This is a genomic window from Nonomuraea sp. NPDC052116 (genome assembly GCF_040680035.1).
Lineage (GTDB): Bacteria > Actinomycetota > Actinomycetes > Streptosporangiales > Streptosporangiaceae > Nonomuraea > Nonomuraea angiospora_A.
The window spans coordinates 121,654-143,659 of the sequence record NZ_JBFAWA010000008.1 but is presented as its reverse complement, the minus strand read 5'-3'; the positions used below and the strand labels follow the sequence as shown (position 1 = coordinate 143,659).

19 protein-coding genes are annotated in these 22,006 nt (G+C 68.8%); 7 read left to right on the top strand and 12 right to left on the bottom strand.

Annotated features, from left to right (window positions below):
• The first annotated feature begins 8 nt into the window (after positions 1–8).
• Both AB0L65_RS17345 and AB0L65_RS17340 read left to right on the top strand, forming a co-directional pair.
• On the top strand, positions 9–674 hold the full coding sequence (locus tag AB0L65_RS17345; RefSeq protein ID WP_364246111.1) for a class I SAM-dependent methyltransferase: 666 nt from the start codon (positions 9–11) through the stop codon (positions 672–674).
• 47 nt (positions 675–721) lie between these two features.
• Positions 722–1,219, top strand: coding sequence for a DinB family protein (locus tag AB0L65_RS17340; RefSeq protein WP_364246109.1), 498 nt, complete (start codon positions 722–724; stop codon positions 1,217–1,219).
• 168 nt (positions 1,220–1,387) lie between these two features.
• Here the strand turns inward: AB0L65_RS17340 and AB0L65_RS17335 are convergent, their stop codons facing one another.
• Together AB0L65_RS17335 and AB0L65_RS17330 are read right to left on the bottom strand one after the other, a co-directional pair.
• Positions 1,388–1,837: a cupin domain-containing protein gene (locus AB0L65_RS17335; protein ID WP_364246107.1), complete on the bottom strand. Its 450-nt coding sequence runs from the start codon at positions 1,835–1,837 to the stop codon at positions 1,388–1,390.
• Positions 1,834–2,226 (bottom strand): VOC family protein, encoded by a 393-nt coding sequence (locus tag AB0L65_RS17330; RefSeq protein ID WP_364246104.1) that lies wholly within the window; start codon positions 2,224–2,226, stop codon positions 1,834–1,836. Before AB0L65_RS17330 ends, AB0L65_RS17335 begins: the two co-directional genes overlap by 4 nt.
• Before the next feature lie 59 nt (positions 2,227–2,285).
• Between AB0L65_RS17330 and AB0L65_RS17325 the strand changes: the two genes are divergently transcribed.
• Positions 2,286–2,909 carry a TetR/AcrR family transcriptional regulator gene (locus AB0L65_RS17325; RefSeq protein WP_364246102.1) on the top strand — a complete coding sequence of 208 codons (624 nt, stop codon included), beginning with the start codon at positions 2,286–2,288 and terminating at the stop codon, positions 2,907–2,909.
• A gap of 30 nt (positions 2,910–2,939) precedes the next feature.
• Here the strand turns inward: AB0L65_RS17325 and AB0L65_RS17320 are convergent, their stop codons facing one another.
• The 4 genes from AB0L65_RS17320 to AB0L65_RS17305 all read right to left on the bottom strand — a co-directional run bounded on the left by AB0L65_RS17320 (position 2,940) and on the right by AB0L65_RS17305 (position 8,369).
• The gene (locus AB0L65_RS17320; protein ID WP_364246099.1) at positions 2,940–6,092 is read right to left on the bottom strand and encodes a DUF87 domain-containing protein; all 3,153 of its coding nucleotides are present in this window, start codon (positions 6,090–6,092) and stop codon (positions 2,940–2,942) included.
• Positions 6,089–6,724, bottom strand: coding sequence for a hypothetical protein (locus tag AB0L65_RS17315; RefSeq protein WP_364246096.1), 636 nt, complete (start codon positions 6,722–6,724; stop codon positions 6,089–6,091). The genes AB0L65_RS17320 and AB0L65_RS17315 overlap by 4 nt, the downstream gene beginning before the upstream one ends.
• Before the next feature lie 2 nt (positions 6,725–6,726).
• A complete protein-coding gene (locus tag AB0L65_RS17310; protein ID WP_364246094.1) occupies positions 6,727–7,731 on the bottom strand; it encodes a hypothetical protein in 1,005 nt (334 codons plus the stop codon).
• 92 nt (positions 7,732–7,823) lie between these two features.
• Positions 7,824–8,369: a DUF4365 domain-containing protein gene (locus AB0L65_RS17305; RefSeq protein ID WP_364246092.1), complete on the bottom strand. Its 546-nt coding sequence runs from the start codon at positions 8,367–8,369 to the stop codon at positions 7,824–7,826.
• Between the two features lie 56 nt (positions 8,370–8,425).
• Between AB0L65_RS17305 and AB0L65_RS17300 the strand changes: the two genes are divergently transcribed.
• Positions 8,426–12,310: an AAA family ATPase gene (locus tag AB0L65_RS17300; protein ID WP_364246089.1), complete on the top strand. Its 3,885-nt coding sequence runs from the start codon at positions 8,426–8,428 to the stop codon at positions 12,308–12,310.
• Between the two features lie 216 nt (positions 12,311–12,526).
• Positions 12,527–13,102, top strand: coding sequence for a hypothetical protein (locus tag AB0L65_RS17295; RefSeq protein ID WP_364246086.1), 576 nt, complete (start codon positions 12,527–12,529; stop codon positions 13,100–13,102).
• Here AB0L65_RS17295 and AB0L65_RS17290 read toward each other — a convergent pair.
• Positions 13,077–14,270 (bottom strand): BTAD domain-containing putative transcriptional regulator, encoded by a 1,194-nt coding sequence (locus AB0L65_RS17290; RefSeq protein WP_364246083.1) that lies wholly within the window; start codon positions 14,268–14,270, stop codon positions 13,077–13,079. The two genes, AB0L65_RS17295 and AB0L65_RS17290, sit on opposite strands and share 26 nt — an antisense overlap.
• Positions 14,271–14,615: 345 nt before the next feature.
• Here AB0L65_RS17290 and AB0L65_RS17285 point away from each other — a divergent pair, with 345 nt between their 5' ends.
• Both AB0L65_RS17285 and AB0L65_RS17280 read left to right on the top strand, forming a co-directional pair.
• On the top strand, positions 14,616–16,094 hold the full coding sequence (locus tag AB0L65_RS17285) for a protein kinase (RefSeq protein ID WP_364246080.1): 1,479 nt from the start codon (positions 14,616–14,618) through the stop codon (positions 16,092–16,094).
• 118 nt (positions 16,095–16,212) lie between these two features.
• Complete coding sequence (locus tag AB0L65_RS17280) at positions 16,213–17,091, top strand: CAP domain-containing protein (protein ID WP_364246077.1); 879 nt, start codon at positions 16,213–16,215, stop codon at positions 17,089–17,091.
• An 11-nt stretch (positions 17,092–17,102) separates the two neighbouring features.
• On the opposite strand, the gene AB0L65_RS17275 is transcribed toward AB0L65_RS17280, so the two are convergent.
• From AB0L65_RS17275 to AB0L65_RS17255, 5 genes are read right to left on the bottom strand one after another with little or no spacing between them, the layout of a single operon-like run.
• On the bottom strand, positions 17,103–17,369 hold the full coding sequence (locus AB0L65_RS17275) for a hypothetical protein (RefSeq protein WP_364246074.1): 267 nt from the start codon (positions 17,367–17,369) through the stop codon (positions 17,103–17,105).
• Positions 17,370–17,413: 44 nt separating this feature from the next.
• Positions 17,414–18,949, bottom strand: coding sequence for a glycogen debranching protein (locus AB0L65_RS17270; RefSeq protein ID WP_364246071.1), 1,536 nt, complete (start codon positions 18,947–18,949; stop codon positions 17,414–17,416).
• Complete coding sequence (locus AB0L65_RS17265; protein ID WP_364246068.1) at positions 18,949–19,770, bottom strand: carbohydrate ABC transporter permease; 822 nt, start codon at positions 19,768–19,770, stop codon at positions 18,949–18,951. Before AB0L65_RS17265 ends, AB0L65_RS17270 begins: the two co-directional genes overlap by 1 nt.
• A 10-nt stretch (positions 19,771–19,780) precedes the next feature.
• A complete protein-coding gene (locus AB0L65_RS17260; RefSeq protein WP_363983432.1) occupies positions 19,781–20,707 on the bottom strand; it encodes a sugar ABC transporter permease in 927 nt (308 codons plus the stop codon).
• A 2-nt stretch (positions 20,708–20,709) separates the two neighbouring features.
• Entirely contained in the window at positions 20,710–21,996 is a 1,287-nt protein-coding gene (locus AB0L65_RS17255) for a sugar ABC transporter substrate-binding protein (protein WP_364246066.1), read from the bottom strand.
• Between the last annotated feature and the right edge of the window lie 10 nt (positions 21,997–22,006).

Sequence of the window (22,006 nt, the reverse complement as noted above, 5' to 3'; positions counted from 1 at the left end):
CACCTCACGTGGACACCACCCGACACCGCAACCCCACCGCCGACGTCGCGGGCGACCAGGACGCCGAGCTGTTCTGGGAGCGGCACTACCGCACCCGCCGTACCTGGGACGCGCGCGTCAACCCGCTGCTCGCCGAGACCGCCGCGCCGCTGCGCCCCGGCGCCGCTCTGGATCTGGGCTGCGGCGCAGGCGGCGACGCCATCTGGCTCGCCCGGCGGAGCTGGCACGTCACCGCCGTGGACATCTCCAGCACCGCCGTCGAACAGGTCCGGGAACGCGCCCGCGAACTCGGCATCGCCGGCCGGGTCACCACCGAACAGCACGATCTGGCCCGAAGCTTCCCGGCCGGTCGGTTCGACCTCGTCTCCGCCCAGTACTTCCACACCCCGTTCCCGCTGCTCCGAAGCCGGGTCCTGCGCACCGCCGCGCAAGCCCTGCGCCCCGGCGGGCTGCTGCTGATCGTCGACCACGGCTCCACCGCTCCCTGGTCGTGGAACCAGGACCCCGACCTCCACCACCCCACACCCACCGAGATCGCCGCCGAACTCGATCTCGACCCCGCGCACTGGACCGTCCTGCGCGCCGACATGCCCCACCGCCGGGCGACCGGACCCGCCGGCCAGACGGCCACCGTCATCGACCACATCCTGCTCATCCAGCGAACCGCCGGATGACCGCCCGAACCACACCACACGACGTCACGTCGAAACGGAGCGACTCGATGCCGGCAAGCCGCGCGCAGCGATCCAAAGACACCAAGCCTCCGCGGACCGGCGCCGACGAGAAGGCCACCCTGCGGGGCTTCCTCGACTATCTGCGCGACGCGGTCGCGGACAAGGTCGCGGGCGCACCCGAACCGCAGGTCCGAACCGGCGGAGTGCCTTCGGGCACCAACCTTCTCGGGCTGCTCAAGCATCTGGCGTTCGTCGAACGGTTCTACTTCCTCGGCGAGGACGTCGGCGACTGGCGCGCCACCATGCGACCGTCCGCGGAAGACACCCTCGACGGTGTGCTCGCCGACTACCGCAAGACCGTCGAGCGAGCGAACCAGGTCATCGACGCCTGCCCAGATCTGGCCCTTCCCGCCCCGCGAGCCCCACGTCCAGGGCCGGCGCCGTCGATGCGATGGGTCCTGGTGCACATGATCGAAGAAACCGGCCGGCACGCCGGCCACGCCGACATCCTCCGCGAGCAGATCGACGGATCCACCGGCCGCTGACGGATGCGTGGCAGGCGCCTCGGTTCGGGCGCCGAAACCCGCGTGTCCCTTGGTCCAGATGGCGGCTTTACGGCACGCGGCCGGGGTCGGCCACCGAGACCGCGACTAGCCGGGGTTCTTGACGAAGATGGCGGCGAAGCGAGCGCGGGCGCCGGAGCCGAGGGCAGATCACGGGGTGGTGTCCGGTGGTGGACCGATGATCTGGTAACCGTGGCGGGCGGCCACCTCGGCCAGCAGGCCAGGGTCGGTGTCACGGGCGGCGATGTCGGCGGCGAAGTGTTCGAAGCCGGCGGGCCAGGTCAGTTGGAGCAGGCGCAGCGGCGAGTCCTGGCGGTTGGCGAAGGCGTGGGGCAGGTGGCGAGGCAGCAGGACGAAGGCGCCGGCGCCGGCCTGCCAGGTCCGGTCGCCGCAGTACAGCCGGACGGTCCCCGACAGCACATAGAACGCCTCGTCGTCGTGCTGGTGCACATGCCAGGGAGTGGCGAAGTACGGCGGGCACTCCTGCTCGATCAAGGTCAGGGCCTTGCCGGTCTCCGACTCCCCCGCCTTCACGGTCATCGTGGTGCCGAGAAACCGATGGGTGACACCGGCGCCGGCCGGCAGGTGGAGCGCGCTCATGGCCGCCTCTGCCGGGTGTAGAGCCGGATCTCGATGCCGTCGGGGTCGATGATGCCGCCGATCAGCCATCCCACGCTGCCCTCGGCGATGCCGGAGTGCTCCACACCGAGCGCGTCCAGGTGATCAGACCAGGCGTGGAGCGCTTGCAAGGTCGGCACGGCCAACGCGACCGGATCGAACCCGCTCAACCCGGCGGCCCGCTCGGGCTCCTCACGCAGCGCGATCATGAGCGTCTGGTCCGCATCGACCAGTGCCACGCCGCGCAGCACGCCGTCCTCGACGAACTCGATCGCCACCTCGAGGCCGAGCACGCGCCGGTACCACTCCAGGCTCTTGTGCACGCCGGCGACGGGCAGCTTGACGTGGTGGAACCCGCCTAAGAGCACCATGCCCCACCTCTTTTGTAGTGCCACTCTAAGGTCATACTCTAAAGTGGTACTCTAAGTCGGTGGAAGACGTCAAGAGCCCGAAGCGGCGCTCGGCACAGACCAGAAGCCGTATCGTGAACGCCGCCCAAGGGCTGTTCGTCGTGCGGGGCTACGCCGGAACGACCTTCCAGCTGGTCGCCGACGCGGCCGAGGTGTCGGTGCAAACGGTGTACTTCCATTACGGAACCAAGAGCCAGCTGCTCAAGCACGTGGTCGACGTCGCCTCCGCCGGAGACGACGAGCCCGTGCCGCTCCTCCAACGGCCCTGGTTCGCCGCGTTGCAAGCGGCGCAGGACCCGGTGGAGGTCGTACAAGGATGGGTGCACCAGAGCGGGGCCATCCTCGACCGGGTCGCCCCCGTCCTGGCGGTGGTCCGCGACGCGGCGGCCGGCGACTCTGACATGGCCGCCCAATGGGCTGCCAACAGCGGGCAGCGGCACACCGCTCACGGGGAGGTCGTCGCCATCCTGGGCCGCCTGCAGGCCCTGCGGCCCGACCTGACCGAGCACCGAGCGACCGACGTCACCGTCGGGATCTTGTCGCCGGATCTGTTCCTGGTGATGAGGCGGGAATGCGGGTGGACCACGGCGCAGTGGGAGGACTGGGCCGCCGACCAGCTCTCCCACGGCCTGCTGTCGACCTGACGACCCGGCGCTTCGTACGCCGGTCCGGCGTCAGCCGGATGCCCGCTCGATGATCTCCTGCTCGGTGAGTGGATCCGAGGGGTGATGGCTCAGGCACTGGCGTCCTCGGATGAGCACCTCGGATATGCCGTCGCTCGCGGCGTAGAACTGCCCGGTATCCAGCCGTCCGACCCGGTCGGCGTGGCCTCCGCGGGCCCGCGCCAACCCCTTGACCACTTCGATCTGCGTGGGGCTGTTGATTCTCCCGATGAACTGAGTTGTGGCGTTTCCCGCGATGTGGTTGTGCAGACCGCGGGGTGTCTGGGTGGCGAAGACGAGGCCGAGGCCGTACTTGCGGGCCTGTGAGGCCAAGGTCAGCGTGCTGGCCAGCGCTTCGGTCTTCGGTGTCGCCGGTACGAGGGCCTGCGCCTCGTCCATCACGTACAGGCCGTTGAGGGGACGGCCGCGCGCCGGATTCCGTTTGATCCAGGAGAACAGGGCCATCTGGAGCTGATTGACGAATCCTGGTCTCGCCTGGTCACTGAGACCGATGAAGCTGATGACGGAGACGCGGGCCCGCTTGCCCCCGGACGGGCTGAGCAACTGCTCAGGGTCGGCCGGCTCACCGCTGCCCGCGAAGAGCGGATCGTTGATCGTCGCGGCGGTGAGGAGCTGTCCCAGTTCGGCGGCGATCTGGTCCGCGCGGTCGATCTGGCTGACCTCCAGCGGCAGGGCGGCGAGAAGGCCGAGGAACGCGGTGAAGTCGCCGCCGCCCGAGCGGGCGAAGTGACCCAACGCCTGGCGGAGGATGGCCTTCCCCTTGCGGGCCTTGGCGCTCGCCCCGTCCACGTTCGCCCGGGAGGCGAGCGCTTCGACGGCCAGGCCGAGGGCTGAGTCCAGCTCATCACGATCATCGAGCACGGGCGCGAAGTCGGGGAGCGGCTGGAAAGTCAGCGGGCGTCCACGAGAACGGCCCGGGGTCCAGATCACGACCTCGGTCTCGGCGAAGTAGCGCGCTGCTTTGTCCGCGTCCTCGTCGCTCCAACCAGGAGGCGGGCTGGGCCAGGGATCGCCCAGCCGGGCGAGGTCGTTGTTGGAGTCGAGCACTATCGACGACACACCGTGCAGCGCGCACTCCTCGATGAGCCGCCGCAGGAACACGGTCTTGCCGGAGCCGGATCCGGCGAACACGGCCGTGTGGCGGGTGAGGAGGCTCAGCTTCAGTTCCAGATCGGCGCCGGTGTCCAGACGCCTGCCGACCGGGATGACCGCGGTGCGGTCGCCCGTGACCTCCGGAACGGTCCTCGCCGGGCGTTCGGATACCGCCGTCGACGGCTGCGGCGGTGCCGGATCGGGGAATGTCAGCGCGCCGAACAGGCTGCCGAGCAACTCGGTGCCGCCGGCCGGACGGCGCGCACGCAGCCAGGTCTCGAACTCCGGGTCCTCATCGGCCGCCAGCTGCCGCAACGCCTCGAAGACGCGCAGGTCGTCACCCCGTACGGCAAGTGACAGCCCGCCCCATTCCTTGAGCTGGGTCAGGCAGGCTTGCGTGGCCGGCCCGTCCGACCATGCGAGATTCCGCAGCACGACGAAACACCGGTCGGGCATCTCCGGCCCCAGGCCGGACGCCGCGATGCCGTCGTTCAGCCGCTTGAGTGCTGCTCTGTGATGCGATGCGCCGATCACCCGGAACGTCCAGTGGCGCTGCTCCTCGGAATTGGGGTCCAGTGCCTGCCGCAACCTCGCGTGCAGGCTGGGCCGGCGGCCGGGCGGCGGATCGACGGAGAAGGCCTCGCCCGCTTTGTCCTGCTCCGTGATCCAGGCGTGGAGACCCGCGGCGAGCAAGGGCGGGGCGAGTTCGTCCTCGTGTTCCGGATCGAACGCGTTGGATACGTCGGCCCGTCCGTACAGGTCGGCGAACCGCGCGTCGAGCCGGGCCAGGTTCGTCTCCGGCACGAGAACGGTCTCGGCGACAGGCGCCACCGCGGGAACCGGCTCTTCTCGATCGAAACGTTCCAGCGGACGTACTTCGCCTTCCGCCCGACATGTCGCGACATGTGCGCTGATGAGGCGGAGCAGCGTCCTCGGCGTATGACCTGGCGCTGTCGCGAACGCGGCAGGGGCGATGGGCCAGGCGGGAGTGGGAGGGGTGAAGCCCGCATGCGTGAAGGCCACGGCGAGCCTTCGCTCAACCAGGTTCCGGGCGATGTCAGCGCTCGCGATCGTGGTGAGGATCAAGGAAGGCCGGAACCTGTCCTGCGCCGTGCCGATGGCCCGGTTCCTGATCAGATTCCACGACGAGGGCAGGCAGGCCACCAGGCACAACGTTCTCTGGGTGGCGTGCACCAGGGCCATGAGCCCGCTCGCGACCTCGTCGATCACGTCCTTGCGCGGCTTGGCGTCAAACGGTGGCGTGACGGAGTCCGGGGCGCCGCCCGCGCGGGAGTGTTCGAGGAGCGCGTCGATCTGATCCACCGCGATGACGCTGGGGCCGGTCAGCGCGAGGATCATCGACAGCTCGACCGCGATGTCATGCGGCTTCTTGACTGCTTTGCTCATTCCCCAGGCTGCGCGGTCGCCTTCCTCCGCCTCCTCGGTCGACATCAAGTGGTCGAAGGCGACGTCAAGGGCCGGGCCCGAGGCGACGGCGTAGAGGGCGAGCGCTCGGATGGTGTCGCGGCACCGTAGCAACTGCCTGTTCCGGGCCACCAGACCGTTCACCAGAGCATCGAGGTCCTCGCGGGTGATGCCCGTCCCGCGCTCGACGGCTGCCCCGATCCGGTCCTCGGCTCCCGCGAGAACGGCCAGGGCACGCAGGGCCACCATCGCCTGGCTCGGGCTGTCCGGGCCCGCGGCCGAACGGCCGAGGTCCTCGACCATCGCGCTCATGGTCCGATGCCAGAAGTCGTCTCCGGCGCTGAAGTCCACGAGAAAGAAGTAGCCGCCGGCCTGCGCGATCTTGCCCCTGACCCAGCCGAGAAGGTGAGTCTTGCCGGCGCCTCCCTCACCCTGGATCACGACGCCGAGCGGGCTGGTCCGGGAGGCCGCGGACGCCTCGTCGATACCGTCGAGGATCAACTGTTCCGCCCGCGGATGCATCCCGTCGATGTGGAAGGGCGGCGGGTTCCAGGCATGCTCGGCCGTGGTCGCCCAGTTGAGGACTCTGGAGATCGCGCGTAGTGCCCGTTCCTCGGTCTCGTTCATCGCGCCTCGATCGCCAGCAGATGCTTGCTCACACCGCCTACGACGACGGCCGATTCCCTGTCCTCGTCGGTCAGGGTCTTCTGGTCCGCCTCCGGTACGAGATGGACGTCCGGAAGTCGTTCCAGTTGCCGCAGCGCCTCGTCGACCTCCTCCCGGGGGACGTCTCCCAGCTGTGCGCGCAGGCGTGTCAGGAGCACCCAGTCCTGTGGTTCGCGAGCCAGGTGCCAGTAGGCGTCGCGGATCGCCTTGGTCGGATCGTCCGGAGCGGTGGCCCCGCCTTCGCGGGCCTTGACGACGAACTCGGCCAGGCTCAGATCCGCGGCGTCGAGGTAGCCCTTGATCATGCGGAGGACGCCGTAAAGGGTGCGGCCGAGCGATCCTCCGCGTTCCGGAGCCGAACCTTCCAGCTCTGTCACGCACCAGGCCCAACCGTCCTCGGTGAGCGTGTGGTGGTAGGACCTGCCCGGCTTCTCGCTTGTGACGAGACCGAGCTTGTTCACCCGGCGCCGGGGCTCCCCGTCGAGTTTGTCCCCGACATGGGCTAGCAGCTCCGGATTGGACGCCGTCCCGCCCAGCGTCATCAGCCCCAGGAGCAAGGCCCGCTCCCGGGTTCCGAAGGCGGTGTTCTTCATGATCAGCTCTCCTCGGATCGATCGTCCACAACGGTGTGGAAGCTGGTCGCTATGAGTTCCCGGCGGCCGTTGACGTCCTTGAGCGTGCCGGCCGCACGCACGAGGGTCCGGTTGCGGTGCGCTTCAACGGCCACGTCGTAGGCCGCCTCGTCGGGCAGGCGCACCCAGATGGAGCCGCGTGGCTCGCCGTCCCCGATGGCCACCTCACCGCGTACGTGGACACGGAACCGGTCCGCACCGCCGTTGTCGAAGAGCGTGCCGATGAGGCCTGTGACCGAGGCGCTCTCGCGGTGGAGGCGCCGCAGCCTGTGGGCGACGCGGCGCAACAGGGTGCCGGTCTCGGCCTCGAAGACCACCGTCCGCGCGGGGACCTCGGAGGGCAGCGCACGGGCCCAGCGGAAGCCGACCTCGAACCGGGTCCCGGGATCGGTGCCGGCGAATCGCGCGAGCGCGACGCACAGGTCGGCCGACACGCCGTCCCGGACCGTGTCGTCGAAGACGCTGATGTCGCCGGTTCTGCGTACCTCGGCGCTGGCTTCGCGCAGGAGCAGCGTGGCGCGCTGCAGCAGGGTCAAGGTGCGGCGCGCCAGCGGAGGATCGCCGGAATTATCCCCGTCCAAGGGGATGCGTACCGTGAGGAGGTCCGCTGACGGCACGATCGGTCCGATCCAGACGCGGGCGAGCAGATCACGCACTGCTTTGGGGGTTGTGCCGTCGAACACCGGCCGGGGTCCGTCCAGAGCGGCACGCGCCGCCGCGCTCAGGGCGGCGTGCGCGCTGTTGAGGGCTGTGACCGCGTCCACCAGCCCGAACTCCCCATCCATGGGGACGATCGGTGCGCGATACCACTGGACATCGGCCATGGGCGAGCTGATGTCGGATGCGATGTCCTCAGCAGAGCGGCCCTCCACCCTCGCCAGCAGCGAAAGGGTCTCTCTGAGACGCCGCGGTCCGTCGGCCAGGTGGTCCGCTCCGGGCACCAGGATCTCGTGATCGCCCTCATGCACCCAGACAGCCGCACCCCTCCAGCCCTCCGGCTGGCGAACCCAGCCGGTAGCGGCCAGATAACTGCTGACATCGGCGACTGACACGTTCCTCATCAGGCGAGCGGTCCCGTGGGCGCTCCGACGAGCTCGCGTAACGCCCGGACCGTGAGAACGTTCCCCAACGGCACCTGGATGGGGACCTGCCGTTTGGCGCTGGGAGAGGCGATGGGCCGCTCCCCCTCGAACCCGCGGTAGTAGCAGAGCCGGCTCAACGTCAGCCCCTCGGTCTCCACGCGTGCGTATCGGTCGCTCTCCGGTGGGACCACGACGAGGAAAAGGTAACGGGGAACGAGAAACGGACCGGCGACGAGCTTGTTGTACTGCACCTCGTTCAGCCCGCGAAACTGCAGATCCGGGCCCTTGCTCAGCGGCTTCGACCACGACTTGACCTGTACCTCGATAGCGGGCGAGGAGATGTACCCCGCTCGTCCGGCATATCGAAATCCCAGGTCGATGCCGTCATGGTCGAGATCGTCCTTGTAGACGAGAAGGCCCGCGGCCGAAGCGAGCACCCTCACATAGTCCTCGGCGAACTTCCCTTGATGATTCCGCTGGTCCAGCACGCAGTCTCCCTCACCCGCCGACCGCTCGATCCGCACGCTAGAGAGTATCCACAAGGCGGCCGAGAGGAGAGGGAGTTTCGCTTTGGCGACGTATGGGACGCATTTTCCCGATTTATTATGGCCACCCTGAATATGGCAATTACCTGCAGCCATTTCGGGCCGGCGGCGCACATTTCGTACGGCGACTCTACCGTTGGCGTGATGCCCCATTTCGAGAGAGGCGGTCACCCATGGACTCCCCGGACCAGGTGCCGCCGGATGCGCCCGCGCATCACGAGGACGTTCAACTGCGAGCACACGCCAGCGGACAGGGCAAGGTCTACCAAGCGGGTCGAGACCAGCACTTCCACTACGGAGACGGGGCACGCACCCGTACGGAGCCGGGATCCGTCGTCAGCGAGTGCCCTTATCCGGGCCTGGCTCCGTTCACCCGAGAACACGCTCGATGGTTCTTCGGCCGCGACCGCCTCACCGCCGACCTGATCGATCGCCTCGATCGACGTCAGCGAACGGGCGGGCCACAGATGATCGTGGCTTCCTCAGGAGCGGGGAAATCGTCGCTCCTGAGAGCGGGCCTGCTGCCCAGGCTGGAGGACGGGGCGTTGCCAGGCTCGGCCGAATGGGCGAAGATCCTGTTCACCCCCACCGCCAGACCTGTACACGCGCTCGCCACGCACCTCGTGCCGCTCCTCGCGCGATCTCCTTCGGTCGAAGAGCTGGTCGGCGACCCTCAATCGTGCGTCACCCTGCTGGACGACCGGCTCTCCGGCGGCCACGGCCTGGTCATGGTGGTGGACCAGTTCGAAGAGCTGTTCACGCTCTGCGGCGACGTCGAACAGCGACGCACCTTCGTCGAACTGCTGAGCCGGATCGCCGCTCCGCGCGCCGACGGACCGGCGCTGGTCGTGCTCGGCGTACGGGCGGACTTCTACGCCGCGTGCGCCGACTTCCCTGCCATCAAGACGGCCTTGCAGGACGCTCCCTTGGTGGTCGGCGCGATGACGGTTGAGGAGGTCAGTGAGGCCATCGTCTTTCCCGCCCAGGACGTCGGACTGGACGTCGAACCTGGCCTGCTGCAACTGCTGCTGCGTGACCTGGGGGCGGACGGCGACGGGCTCGGCGGGTATCAGGCGGGCAGGCTGCCCCTCCTGGCTCACGCTCTGAGAGCCTGCTGGCAGCAGCGCAATGGCGCCACTCTCACGGTGCGGGGCTACGAGGTCGCGGGCGGGATCCAGCACGCCATCGCCACGACGGCCGATCGTGCCTACAACGCTCTGGACGCGGCCGGGAAGCGTATGGCGCGCTCGCTGTTCCTGCGACTGACCAGAATCGGGAACGGAACGGACGACTCCAGGCGGCGGCTGTCCCGTACGGACCTGATCGGCACCGGCGCCGACCCTGGATTGGCCGCGACCGTGGTGGACGTGTTCACCGAGGCTCGGCTGCTCACGCAGCACCACGACGCAGTGGAGATCACGCACGAGGCGTTGCTGCGGAGCTGGCCGCAGTTGCGGCGCTGGATCGACCGTGATCGCGCCGGGCAGCTCGTCCAGCAAGAGCTGGAGGAGGCCGCGACCGCGTGGCAGCGAGAGTTCCGCGACTCGTCGAGGCTCTATCGGGGCAGCCGCCTGGCCGTCGCCAACAGATGGGCGGCAAGGGCAGCTCCAGACGATCTGGCCCCCGTCGTCAAGGCGTTCCTGACGGCCTCCGTGGCCCAGGAACGCAGGACCGCCAGGCGGCGTACCACCATGGTCGTCTTCCTCGCCGTGCTCTCGCTCCTGGCCAGCGCCGCCGCCGTCGTGGCCGTCGACCAGCGGAACAACGTCGCGGCACGTGATCGGGTCAATCTGGCCCGGCAGCTGGCCGCCAAAGCGGAGGCGCTGCTGACGACGCGCCTGGACACGGCCCAGCTCCTGGCGGTGGCCGCCTACGAACTGGATCAGAACCCCCAGACGAAGGACGCGCTCTTCCAGGCAACCACCTCCAGCCCGCATCTCAGCAAGTACCTCTACGCCTCATCGCGCGTGACGGCGTTGGGTTCTTCGGCCGACGGCCGCTTCCTGGTGACCGGCGCGCAGGACGGCAACGTACAGCTCTGGGATCTCAGCACGGCCGCCGGCCAGGCCATCGGCCGGCTCAGCAGACCGATCACAGACGTCGGCGTGGACGCCATCGGCGACACGGTCGTCTTCACGGACGGAGCGGCGGTGCGACTGTGGCGGAGGGAGGCTGGCGCTCGGAACGTTCCGGGGCCGGACGGGTTCCGGCCCGCCGCAGTCGGCGTCAGTCCCACGCACCGGTACGTCGTCGTCGGCTACTCCGGGAGCGACACCTCCGCCTATCCGTCACGGGTGGTCGTGTACGACGAGAGCGGCGACCGATCACATACGGCCAGGTCCGAACTGGACCTGTCCACCCGGTCCGGCGAGATCGTCTTCGCCGGGGACGATGAAGCGGTCATCTATAACGGCCTGACCGCGTGGGAGCGGTGGTCGCTGCCGGCAGTGACCATCCGTTCTGCCGCTCACGGTTGGGTACGCGTCGACACGCCGTCGGTGACGGCCATCTCCCCGAAAGGCCGGCACTTCGCAGCGGCGTGGGGCGAGACCAGGGTGCCGATCTGGAGAACCGATTCGGCGATATCGACCCTGTCCGACGGCGACCTGGCCGGAGTCACATCAGGAGCCAGCCCCAATGCACTCGCGATCAGCGCCGACGGCAGGCGACTGGCCGTGGCCGACACCGGAAGAATTCATGTCTCGACCACTTCCAAGAACGAGCCGTCCAACCCGGAGGTCCTGACGGGAAGCAGTTCCATCAACGACACGGGACTCGCCTTCCTCGGTGGCGGCTCGGACCGCCTGGTGTCCGCCTCAGGGCGAACCCTGGCGATATGGGATCTCAATCAGGTGACCCGCCTGAGTCAACGCATGCCCATCCCGCTGAAGTGGTCCTGCATGGCGTGCAACGGGCCTGCCCTCGCGGTGCGAGAGGGCGAGGACGACGTTCTGGTGACGAGCGAATCGGGCCAGACGATTCTCGCCGGCGTCGGCAGCGCTCCATTCCGGAACAGGCGGATCAAGGGGAAGTATGCCCACGCGGTATGGAGTCCCAACGGAAAGAGACTCCTCCTGATCAAGTACGGCGGCGAAATCGAGATTCGTACCCCTGCCCCCGATTGGCCGATCGCCGGAGCTTGGGACACGGGCCAGGAATCCATTCTCGGAGCGGCCTGGACATCGGACGGGCGCGGCATCGTCATCGTGCCTGACTCAGGCGACATCGTCCTCATCGATCCCGGCACGGGCCGCGTCGTCCGAACAGTCCCGCACTCTGCTGACCGCCAGAAGAACCTCAGCCAGGAGCGTGGCGACCGCGGGCCCGCTCACATCGACCCACAGACGATGACGGTGGCCATTGAAGATTCCACGGCGGGAGCAATTCGGGATGTTCTGCGCGTCATCGACATGGCTACCGGCCAGGAACTGCTGGTCCGGGGCGACACCATGGTCGGTGTCGCCTTCGCTCAGGGGCATCTCCTCATCCAACGGGTGACCGGCGATCTGGAGATCAGGGACGCCCGCACGGCCAAGCTGATCCGCGTGCTCCCCGAAAACGGGCACTACGTGAACGGGCTCTGGGCCAGCCGGACGGGAACAGTCGCCCGGCTGCGCTCGGACGGAGCGGTTGTCCTGACCGACCTCAATACCGGATCGGATATCGGAAAGATAGAGGCGCCTCTGGAACGACGTGAGGTCAGGACGGGGATTGCCTTCTTGAGCCGGGGAAGAAGGCTGGTCGCGGTGACGGAGCCCAGTCCGGAGAGAGGCGCGAGGCTGGTGGTTTGGGAGTATGGCGAGGACAAAATGCTGCAAGCCGCCTGTGCCACGGTCGGACGTACACTGCTCCCCGAGGAAAGAGAGCTGTATATCGGCGCCAACTCGCTGGGACGGCTGCCTTGCACGAGCCCTCGTTAAGAGGACGCGGGCGGCCGGACGAGATTGAGGCATTTGCCGGATCTGTCATCACCCGCGACCGGGAAGTGCCTTGGGACATGGGCTTTTGAAGCGAATTCCTTGGCCAAGTAATGGATGAACGGCCGCCCCTTACGGAATCCTTGAGCAGGCGAGAACGCCGCAGCCCGCCATACCGGCTGCTCCCCCGAAGCGATCAACGAGTGCGATGGCGGATCCGTGGAACAGCAGGCATACCGAAGGCTCATCAAGGTGCTGGAGCAAGTGGCCGGGGCTCGGGAGGGGGAGCTCTATCCGGTGCTGGCCGAGGCGGTGGCCGTACATCTCGGGTGGATCGACGCGTTCGTGGCCGAGAACCCCGCATATCTGGCGCTGGGACGCAATGGCGAGGAGCAGTACCTCACCATGTTCCGGCCGGACTTCGTGGAGGAGTACGTCGAGCGCTGGCGCTGGAACAATCCGTTCGCCTCGCGCGACGGGATCGCCTGCCTGAGCCGCCACGGTGTGGCGACCCTCGGACGGCTCCGCCTGCGGGCGACCGAGCCGGAGCGGGACTTCGCCGACACCTTCCTGCGCCGCAACGGCATCGACGACATGCTGAAGATCGTCGTCAGGTCCCCGGCCACGGGCGCGGTCAGCACGCTGGGGGTGCCGTTCGACGGTGATCGGCGCGCCATCGAGCCGAGCGACCTGCTGATGGCGGCCACGCTGGGCCCGTTGCTGATCCCGTACTTCGACGCGAACCTCGCACCGGCCTCCGTGCGGGACCTCAAGGATCGACGAGTTCGCGGCTGATCGACCGCCGTTGCCGAACCGAGCACCGGGCGGCTGCGATGGGCACTCTCCGTAGTCGGCAAGCGTTAACGGGGCAATACCTCGAATACGCGGACCGCAGCAGGCGCAGCAGCACCTCCCCTGGGTCGAGCGGCCGGGACTCCGACGTGTGGAGGTCCACGAAGAGCTGCCCGTCGGAGAACCGGTGCCGCACCTGATGAGCCAGATGGAGCGCGAACATGGTCTTCCCGATCCCCGCCATGCCGGAGACCGCGATGACCGTGCCCCTTTTGCGGGTGCGGGCATGGCGAAGCAGGTCACGCGCCCCGGCCAGCTCCTCCCGCCTTCCGATGAAATGCGCCAGATCGGGCGGTAGCTGACGGGGAAGGACCGCCGAAGCCCGGCTGATCGCGGTCAGAGCCGCGGGGCGCGGATCGGACGTCGTGCCCGGTTCCGGAGGAGGCACGGCGCTGTCCAGCATCTGCCGGTGGAGTCGTCGCAGCTCTCCCCCGGGTTCGACGCCGATCTCCCGTGCGAGCAGCTCACGTACCTCGCTGTACGCCTTGAGCGCCTCGGTCCGGCGGCCGGTGTGGTACAGCGCGAGCATGAGCTGTCCCCACAGCCGCTCGCGCAGCGAGTGCTCGGCGAGCAACGCCCGATGGCCGACGACGATCTCCTCATAGGCGTTGCAGGCCAGCCGGATGTCGGCCCGCATCTCCAGCAGCTGCAGCCGTGCCTCTTCAAGCCTCGTCGCCTCCGCCGAGATCACCGGCGTCGCGGGAACGTCGCCGAAGGGGGCGCCTCGCCAGAGTCCCAGAGCTCGGTCCATCCATGCCGTGACGTCCTGGTCGTATCCCATGGAGGACCGTGCCCGGATCCGGGTCACGGCGTCGTCGAAGGCCAGCATGTCGAAGCAGGTGGCGTCGGGCAGGACGAGCTCGTATCCGTTCGGATGGCCGATCACCGCACGCGGCGTGCTGTCACCCCCGTACTCCAATGAGCGTTTGACCCGTGAGACGAGTGATTGAAGCGTCTGTTTGCCGGACGTAGGCGGTTCTTCATCCCACAGTTCCTGGATCAGCCGGTCGATGGACACGACCTGGTTGGCCCTGCTGAGGAGAAGTGCGAGCACCGTACGCTGCTTCGGAGCCTTGATCGGGATCTCCGTGTCATTTCTCAGCACTCTCATGGGGCCGAGCACCTGGAACTGTAACAAGATCCTTCCTTCCCCCGAACGCGAATGAGCCTCCCGTTTGACGAACATCCGGGATCGGGGGTTCGTCAAACGGGAGGATGTCCGAGACGGAAGGCATGCGGAAGGAGAAGCGGCGTCGCGCGTGCTACGTTGTGCCCTTCCCAACGCGGGCTTCGCCGCAGGCCCGGTTCCGGGACACAGCAGTCGGCTCGTACGACCGACCCATGCGACACCCTCATCTCTGGAGGAACAGCCAGTGAAGAAACTCGCGCCCGCCGGGTCCAGACCGCGGAAGGCCCGCTTATGCGACGATGACGCGTCCTGCCGCATGGCGACGGCATGACGATGATGCTGGCAGGCCGCTATTCGCTGATGTCGCAGCTCGGCCAGGGCGGCATGGGCACGGTGTGGCTAGCCGTCGACGAACTGCTGCGGCAGCAGGTCGCCGTCAAGGAGGTGCGGCTGCCCGCCGATCTGGACGAGGCGTCCCGGGCCGAGCTGACCGAGCGGACCCTGCGTGAGGCGCGGGCCGCGGCGCGGCTGCGTTCGCATCCGTCGATCGTCACGGTGCACGACGTCGTCATGGACAGCGGCCGGCCGTGGATCGTGATGGAGCTGGTCAACGGCCGTTCCCTCGACCGGATCGTACGCGAGGACGGGCCGCTGCCGCCCACCCAGGCCGCCTGGGTCGGGCGCCACGTGCTCGACGCGCTGGCCGCCGCGCACGCGATGGGAGTCCTGCACCGCGACGTCAAGCCGGGCAATGTTCTACTCACCCAGGACGGGCGGGTGCTGCTGACCGACTTCGGCATCGCGACCGTGGCCGGGGACGCCGCGCTGACCCAGACCGGCCTGCTGAACGGCTCGCCCGGCTACATCGCGCCGGAGCGGTTGCGTGGCGAGGCCGACGGCCCGGAGGCCGACCTGTGGTCGCTGGGAGCCACCCTGTACACGGCGGTGGAGGGCAGAACCGCCTACACCGGCCCCAATTCGGCGGCCGTGATGGCGGCCGTGCTGCTGCACGAGCCCGCTCCCCCGCAACGGGCCGGCTCGCTCACGCCCGTCCTCGCCGCGCTGCTGGCGAAGGACCCCCGGCAACGCTGCGGCCCCGCGCAGGCGGCGGCGTGGTTGCAGGCGGTGGCCCAGGGCGACGTTCCCGCGGCCACCCGCCCCACCTCTCGGCGGCGGCCCGCACCCACGTGGCGCCGGTTCGCCGTCGTGGGCGGCGCGCTGGCTCTCGCGCTCTCCCTGACGGCGGGCGCGGTGATCTGGGGGATGACCCGTCCCGAAGAGAGTACGGGCGCCGAGCCGACGTCGGCCGGCGACACCACAACGCAGTCCAAACCCGTGTCGTCCTCACCGGCCGGGAAACCGCTCTTCGGCACCGGCCTGCACTCCTGCAAGGTGCTGACCGCCGCGCAGGTCCGCACGCTGCTCGGCAGCAAGCTTCAGAGCGACAATCTCGACCGGAAGATCTGCCAGTACTTCGGCGCCAACGGCTCCTACGCGACCGTCTCCCTCTACCGGGTCGACACCCTCAAGGGGGCCAAGGCCAACTTCGTTGGCATCAAGCAGACCTTTCAGGATCAGCGGGACGAGCATCCGGACATCGCGTTCACCCGCACTCCGGTGGTCGGCGAGGAGTCGTTCGCGTCCGTCTACCGGGCGAACGGCACGTACGTGGCCAACATGGTGTTCCGCATGTCCAACGTCACCGCCACGTTCAGCTACAGCGGCCCGCGGCCCGGGACGAAGGCCATCGGACGTGCGGCCGCGGCCGTGGCCGCGGCGATGGAGGCGGCCCGCCCGGCACGCTGAACCGGCCGGTGGTTGAGATTACTCACAGGGCGAAATGTCCGTATTGTCATGACAAGTCGGTAATGGATCCGGCAGAATGCGGGACCACCAGCGTCTCCCTCCACCGGAGGAAATCCTCATGCGTCGACCCCTTGGGGTACTCGCCGTCGTCGCCGGCCTCGCCTCTTGCGCCCCGTCCACCGGCGGGGCGGCCGGAGCGGCGCCCGAGATGACCGCGCCGACCACCCCACCGGCGCAGACCGAGGAGGCGACTCCCGAGCCGACCTCCGAATCGGACAAGTGCCGCGTGAGCGTGGCCAGGCCGGGCATCTCCGCGCTCAGGATCCAGGCCTCGGCCGTCCGCCGCGGTTGTGTGCGTCCGGCGCTGCTGCGCATCCGAGTCATGCGCGCCGTCCCCGGCGACGATCGGGTCGTCAAAAGCGGCGCTACCAAGAAGGACCGCATCACCCTGAAGCTGCCCTGCAAGCCTGGCACGTACTACGCGGTCGCCACCGACTACCGGGGCGGCACCGCCAAGTCCAAGGCCGTACAGCTGACCTGCGCCACCCCCACCCCCACCCCCACGACGCGGGATACGGCGCCGCCGGTTTCCGAGACGAAGAAGGCCGTCGGCACGGCGCTGGAGAAGGAGGTCGTCCGGCTGACCAACGCCGAGCGGGTCAAGGGCGGCTGCGACCCCCTCAAGCACGACGCGCGGCTGCGCAGGGCGGCGTTCGGGCACTCGGCCGACATGGCGAAGAACGACTACTTCGACCACGACTCCCAGGACGGCCGCGACATGGTCGACCGCATTCGTGCGACCGGCTTCACCGGCTCGACCCTGGCCGAGAACATCGCCATGGGGCAGCGGTCGGCGGCCGAGGTGGTCAAGGGCTGGATGAACAGCGACGGCCACCGGAAGAACATCATGAACTGCTCGTACACCCTCATCGGGGTGGGCGCGGCCAAGGACGCGCAGGGGCAGATCTACTGGACCCAGGACTTCGCCGCCGGCTGATTCCCAGCCTGTCACGAGAGATCTCTGTCCTCACCGTGCAGGTGATCCTCGAAGGTGGGGCGTCGGTCTGCCGTACGCGACCACACGATCAAGGCAACCAGCCGGAAGGGCGCCAGCACGAGCCTGAGCACCCGACGCCCCAGCCGACGGATCAACCCGAAGAGCTCCTTGAGCGTCTCCCAGGGGCGCCCCAAGGCCACGATGGCCAGGACGGCGGCCATGCGGCCGAAACCGATCCCGCCGAAGTCGTCGGGGTCGTCTCGCTCCTTCTTGCTCACCACGGATCCTCCCGAGCTGGCCTGGTGAACAAAGATCCATCAAATCAGCTCTCCTGAGCGAGGTCCAGGAAGAGAGCGGCCGACCAGCCGAAGGCGGTCGTCGCGCGGCCCGCGCGACGGCCGGTCAGCGGGTTCCAGTACTCGTGCAGGCCGCCACCGTCGCGGACCATGGCCAGCGTGCGCTCGCGCAGCTCGGCGGCCGTCTCCTGATGCCCCGAGCGGCGCAGGCCGTCGATGAGCAGGTAGTTGACGTTCAGCCAGACCGGTCCGCGCCACATGGCCTCGGGGTCGAATCTCGGGTCGTCGAAGGCGACGGTCGGCACCGGGCGCTCGGCCCAGAAGCTCGGCGAGCGCAGGCCGGCGACCAGCCGGTCCGCGATCCCCGCGGGGAGCCGCCCGGTGAAGAGCGGCATCAGCTCCAGCGGGGTGCGCACGTCCGCCTCGCGCCCGCCGACCACGGTGGCGAACCTCGTGCCGTTCCACCGGCGCGCGATCATGCGGTCCACCAGGGCCTGCGCCCTGGCTCGCCACGGCGCGGCGTCCTTGCCGAGCGCCTGTGCGATGTCGCCCAGGCGGTCGCACTGGAGGGCGAGGTAGGCGTTCAGGTCGGGCGGCTCGGCGCGGGGGCCGCCGTCCCAGATGGGGCTGTCGTCCAGGCCGGACGAGTACGGGTGCAGGTACTCGGCCAACCCGTCGCCGTCCGGATCGGAGTGCCTGAACCACCACTCCTGGGAGCGGGCCAGCGGCTCGTACACCTCGGCGAGGAAGGCGGGGTCGGGGTCCACCTCGTGGATCTTCCACACCGCCCAGGCCGTGAGCGGCGGCTTGGTGACGGGAACGGCGTCCCCGATCGGCCCGCCCCCGACGTGCTCGGCCAGCCTGGCCAGGTCGGAGCGGGGCAGGTCCGTGGTCTCGGCCAGCGCGCCGTGGTCGTGTACGACGTCGGGGATCAGGCCGTCGGGGCGCTGGTGGTCGAGCAGGATGCGGATCTGCTCCCTGGCCAGGGCGGGGTCGGCGTGCCTGAGCGCGATGGCGTGGAAGTAGGAGTCCCAGTTCCACAGGCCGACGTAGCCGTACTTGGAGGGGACGAGCGACTCCCGGCCCTGGATCCGTACCAGGTTCACCGCCAGCGTCCACCACGCGTCCTCCGCTCGTTCGCGCAGGTCCGCACGCACGGCGGGCATGCGCGCGAACCAGTCGCGCCACCGTGCGGCGGCCGCGTCGAGCACCGCCGCCGCGTCGTGCCTCGCGCGCTCCGGGCCGACGAGGGTGAGGCAGCCGTCGATGACGGCCTCGCCGCCGTCCCACACGGCCCGCACGCCCGCGCCGGTCAGGACGAGCGTGTCCGGGTCCGCGAAGGCCATGGCCACGCCGCCCGCGAACTCCACGCGGTCCGGCAGCACCCGCAACACGGGCAGTTCGCCGCTCCCCGAAAGGATCCGCAGGCCGGTGAGCACTTTCGTGTCGGCGAGCCTGGTCTCGTACAGGGCTCTGGCGATCCAGAGCGAGCCGTCGTCCGCCGCCATCACCAGCAGCCGCGAGCCGCGGTCGGTGAACGGGCGTTCGCGTAGGTCCGGCATCAGCGACCTCCCAGGCCGGAAGCGGCCATCGAGTTGATGATCTTCCGCTGGCCGATGAGGAACGCGATGAGCGTCGGCACGACGGCGATCGCGGAGGCGGCCAGGATGAGCCCGTAGTCCACGGCCGTGCGCTGGCCGGAGAACTGGCTGAGCAGCAGCGGCACCGTGGCCAGCTCGGGCGAGTTCAGGAAGATCAGGGGGAAGAAGAAGGAGTTCCAGGACGCGAGGAAGGCGATGATGCCGAGCGCGCCGAGGCCGGGGCGGATGTTCGGCAGCACAACGTTCCAGAAGCAGCGCCAGCGGCCCGCCCCGTCGATCCTGGCGGCCTCCTCCAGCTCCACGGGCACGGCCCTGATGAACTGGCGCAGCAGGAACACCGCGAACGGGTTCGCGATGCTCGGCACGATGAGCGACAGGTGCGAGTCGATCCAGCCGAACCTGGCCAGCATCAGGTAGAGCGGCACGACCGTCACCTGCGCGGGCACCATCTGGGTGGCCAGGAACACCACGAACAGCACGCCGGAGCCGCGGAACCTGATCCGGGCGAAGGCGTAGGCGGCCATGGCCGAGGTCAGCAGCGTGAGCGTGACGTTCAGCGCGGCGATGTAGAAGCTGTTCCAGTACGCGGTGATGAACGGCACCGCGCCGAGCGCGTCGGGGTAGTTCTCCCAGCGCCACGGGTCGGGCAGCCAGTCGAGCGGGTTGTTCAGCATCTGCCGCACGCCCTTGAACGACGTCAGCAGCATCCAGACGAACGGGAACAGCATCGCCAGCCCGCCGAGGGTGAGCCCGGCGTGCAGGGCTACCTGCCTGGGTCGCATTCCGGCCCCCTCACGAGTCGTAGTGGACGAGGCGCTTCTGCGCCGCGAACTGGACGAGCGTCACGAGCAGCGTCAGGACCAGGAGGATCAGCGCGGCGGCGCTGCTCATGCCGAACTGGAAGTCCTTGAAGCCCAGCTCGTAGACCTGGTAGACGATCGTTCTCGCGCCCTCGTTGTCCTCCGGGTCCACCAGCACGTAGATCTGGTCGAAGGCCTGGAACGAGCTGATCACCGCGACGACGGTGGAGAAGAAGATCGTCGGCGAGAGCAGCGGCAGCGTGACCGAGCGGAAGATCCGCAGGCTGCCCGCGCCGTCCATGCGGGCGGCCTCGACGATCTGCGGCGGGATCGTCTGGAGCCCGGCCAGGAAGATCACCACGTTCAGGCCGAGCGACGACCAGATCGTCACGACGGCGATGGCCACGATCACCCAGCCGGGGTCGCCGAGCCAGTCGGGGGCGCTGATGCCGAACCAGCGCTCGAGCGACGAGTTCAGCACGCCGTAGTCGTTGCCGGCCAGGATGATCTGCCACATCAGCGCGACGGCCACCGAGCTGGTGACCACCGGGAGGAAGTACAGCACCCGGTAGAAGCCGCCGCCTTTGACGTTGTTCAGCGCGACCGCGATGAGCAGCGCGAAGACGAGCCCGAACGGCACGGTCAGCAGCGCCAGCTTGACCGTGTTCCACACCGCCAGCCCGAACTCGGGATCGGAGAGCTGGGCGGCGAAGTTGTCGAAGCCGACCCATTCCTTCTGCCCGAGCCCGTCCCAGCGCATGAACGCCAGCACGACCGCGAAGCCGAGCGGGAAGACGAGGAACACCAGCAGCGCGGCGACCTGCGGCGCGAGGAAGAACGCGGCCCACCAGCCGTCGCGGTTGCGGACGGGCCGCGCCCGGTGGAGCGTGCGGGGCCGGGCCCGTGCGAGGACGGTCACGGCTAGCCCAGCTTGCCGTCGACGAGCTTCTGGAGCTGGGTCATGCCCTCGTCGAAGCCGACCTTGCCGGTCCACACCTTCATCAGGTGCTCGTTGATGTCGGCGGTGAGGCCGGGCACGGCGACCTCCTCGGGATAGTTCGCGAAGCCCGCGTCACGCACGTCGAGGAAGGTCTGGGCGTGGGCGGGATAGCCGTCGGCGAGGACGATCTGCTCGGCGCCCTTCACGGACGGCACGGCGGCGCCGCCCTTGAGCCTGATGAGCTGGCCCTCCTTGCCGACGAACTCGGTGAGGAAGGTGAACGCCTGCTCGGGCAGCTTGGTGTCCTTGTTGAGCGCCAGGTAGGAGGCGGCCACCGCGCCGGGCATCGGCCGGCCGGTCTGCGAGGGGAACGGCACGATGTCGTAGTCGTCCAGCTCGCCGCCCTTCTTCAGTGAGTCGATCATCCACCGGCCGCCGGCGTAGAAGCCGGCCTCGTGCTTGAGGAACTGCGTGCTCGGGCCGTTGCTGTCGGGCAGCAGGTCGGCGCTGAGGAAGGTCTTGTCCTGGTAGCCCTTGGCCAGGGCCTGCAGGGCCTGGCGTGCCTTGGGGTCGGTGGTGGCGACGAACTTCCCGCCGTCCCAGACCTTCCCGCCGAAGCCGTTGATCATGGAGTACGTGGAGCCGTACCAGTTCCAGAAGATCGACCCGGCCTTGCCCGCCGCCTTGAGCTTGGCGTTCATGTCGAGGTACGTGGCCATGGTCCACCGCCCGGCCTCGTTGAGCGCGGCGGGGTCCTCGGTGATCCCGGCGTCCTTGAGCGCCTTCTTGTCGAACCAGAGCACCTCGGGGTTGGTGTCGTTGGGGACGCCGTAGATCTGGCCGTCCTTCCTGGCGCCGCCGTAGATGCCCTCGAAGAACTCCTCGGGCTTGCTCTTGGAGGAAGGGCCGGCCAGCTTGTCGTTGAGCGGGGTCAGCACCCCGGCGGAGACGAACTTGCCGATGTTGTCGTCGCCCACGAAGAACACGTCGGGGGCGGTCTTGCTGGTGAGCTGGGCCAGCAGCTTGGGGTGGTAGTCCTCGTACTTGGCGACCGGCTCCAGTTTGAGCTTGATGTCGGGGTGGCGCTTCTCGAAGTCCTCGGTGAACTTCTCGTAGAGCTTGATGTCCTCGGCCGATCCCCAGGTGGACCAGCGGACGGTGACCGGGCCGGATCCGGTGCTCATGCCTGGGACGTTCCCGCCGCCGCTGCCGCTGCACGCGGTCGTCGCGACGGCGAGGATGCCCAGGACTGCCAGGGCACGGTTCATGGTCGGCTCC

Coding starts and splice junctions, on each gene's coding strand:
- AB0L65_RS17265 (WP_364246068.1), bottom strand. CDS start 19,770: ATGCGACCCAGGCAGGTAGCCCTGCACGCCGGGCTCACCCTCGGCGGG.
- AB0L65_RS17330 (WP_364246104.1), bottom strand. CDS start 2,226: ATGGTGCTCTTAGGCGGGTTCCACCACGTCAAGCTGCCCGTCGCCGGC.
- AB0L65_RS17300 (WP_364246089.1), top strand. CDS start 8,426: ATGGGACGCATTTTCCCGATTTATTATGGCCACCCTGAATATGGCAAT.
- AB0L65_RS17335 (WP_364246107.1), bottom strand. CDS start 1,837: ATGAGCGCGCTCCACCTGCCGGCCGGCGCCGGTGTCACCCATCGGTTT.
- AB0L65_RS17290 (WP_364246083.1), bottom strand. CDS start 14,270: ATGAGAGTGCTGAGAAATGACACGGAGATCCCGATCAAGGCTCCGAAG.
- AB0L65_RS17285 (WP_364246080.1), top strand. CDS start 14,616: ATGACGATGATGCTGGCAGGCCGCTATTCGCTGATGTCGCAGCTCGGC.
- AB0L65_RS17315 (WP_364246096.1), bottom strand. CDS start 6,724: ATGAAGAACACCGCCTTCGGAACCCGGGAGCGGGCCTTGCTCCTGGGG.
- AB0L65_RS17340 (WP_364246109.1), top strand. CDS start 722: ATGCCGGCAAGCCGCGCGCAGCGATCCAAAGACACCAAGCCTCCGCGG.
- AB0L65_RS17280 (WP_364246077.1), top strand. CDS start 16,213: ATGCGTCGACCCCTTGGGGTACTCGCCGTCGTCGCCGGCCTCGCCTCT.
- AB0L65_RS17320 (WP_364246099.1), bottom strand. CDS start 6,092: ATGAACGAGACCGAGGAACGGGCACTACGCGCGATCTCCAGAGTCCTC.
- AB0L65_RS17270 (WP_364246071.1), bottom strand. CDS start 18,949: ATGCCGGACCTACGCGAACGCCCGTTCACCGACCGCGGCTCGCGGCTG.
- AB0L65_RS17255 (WP_364246066.1), bottom strand. CDS start 21,996: ATGAACCGTGCCCTGGCAGTCCTGGGCATCCTCGCCGTCGCGACGACC.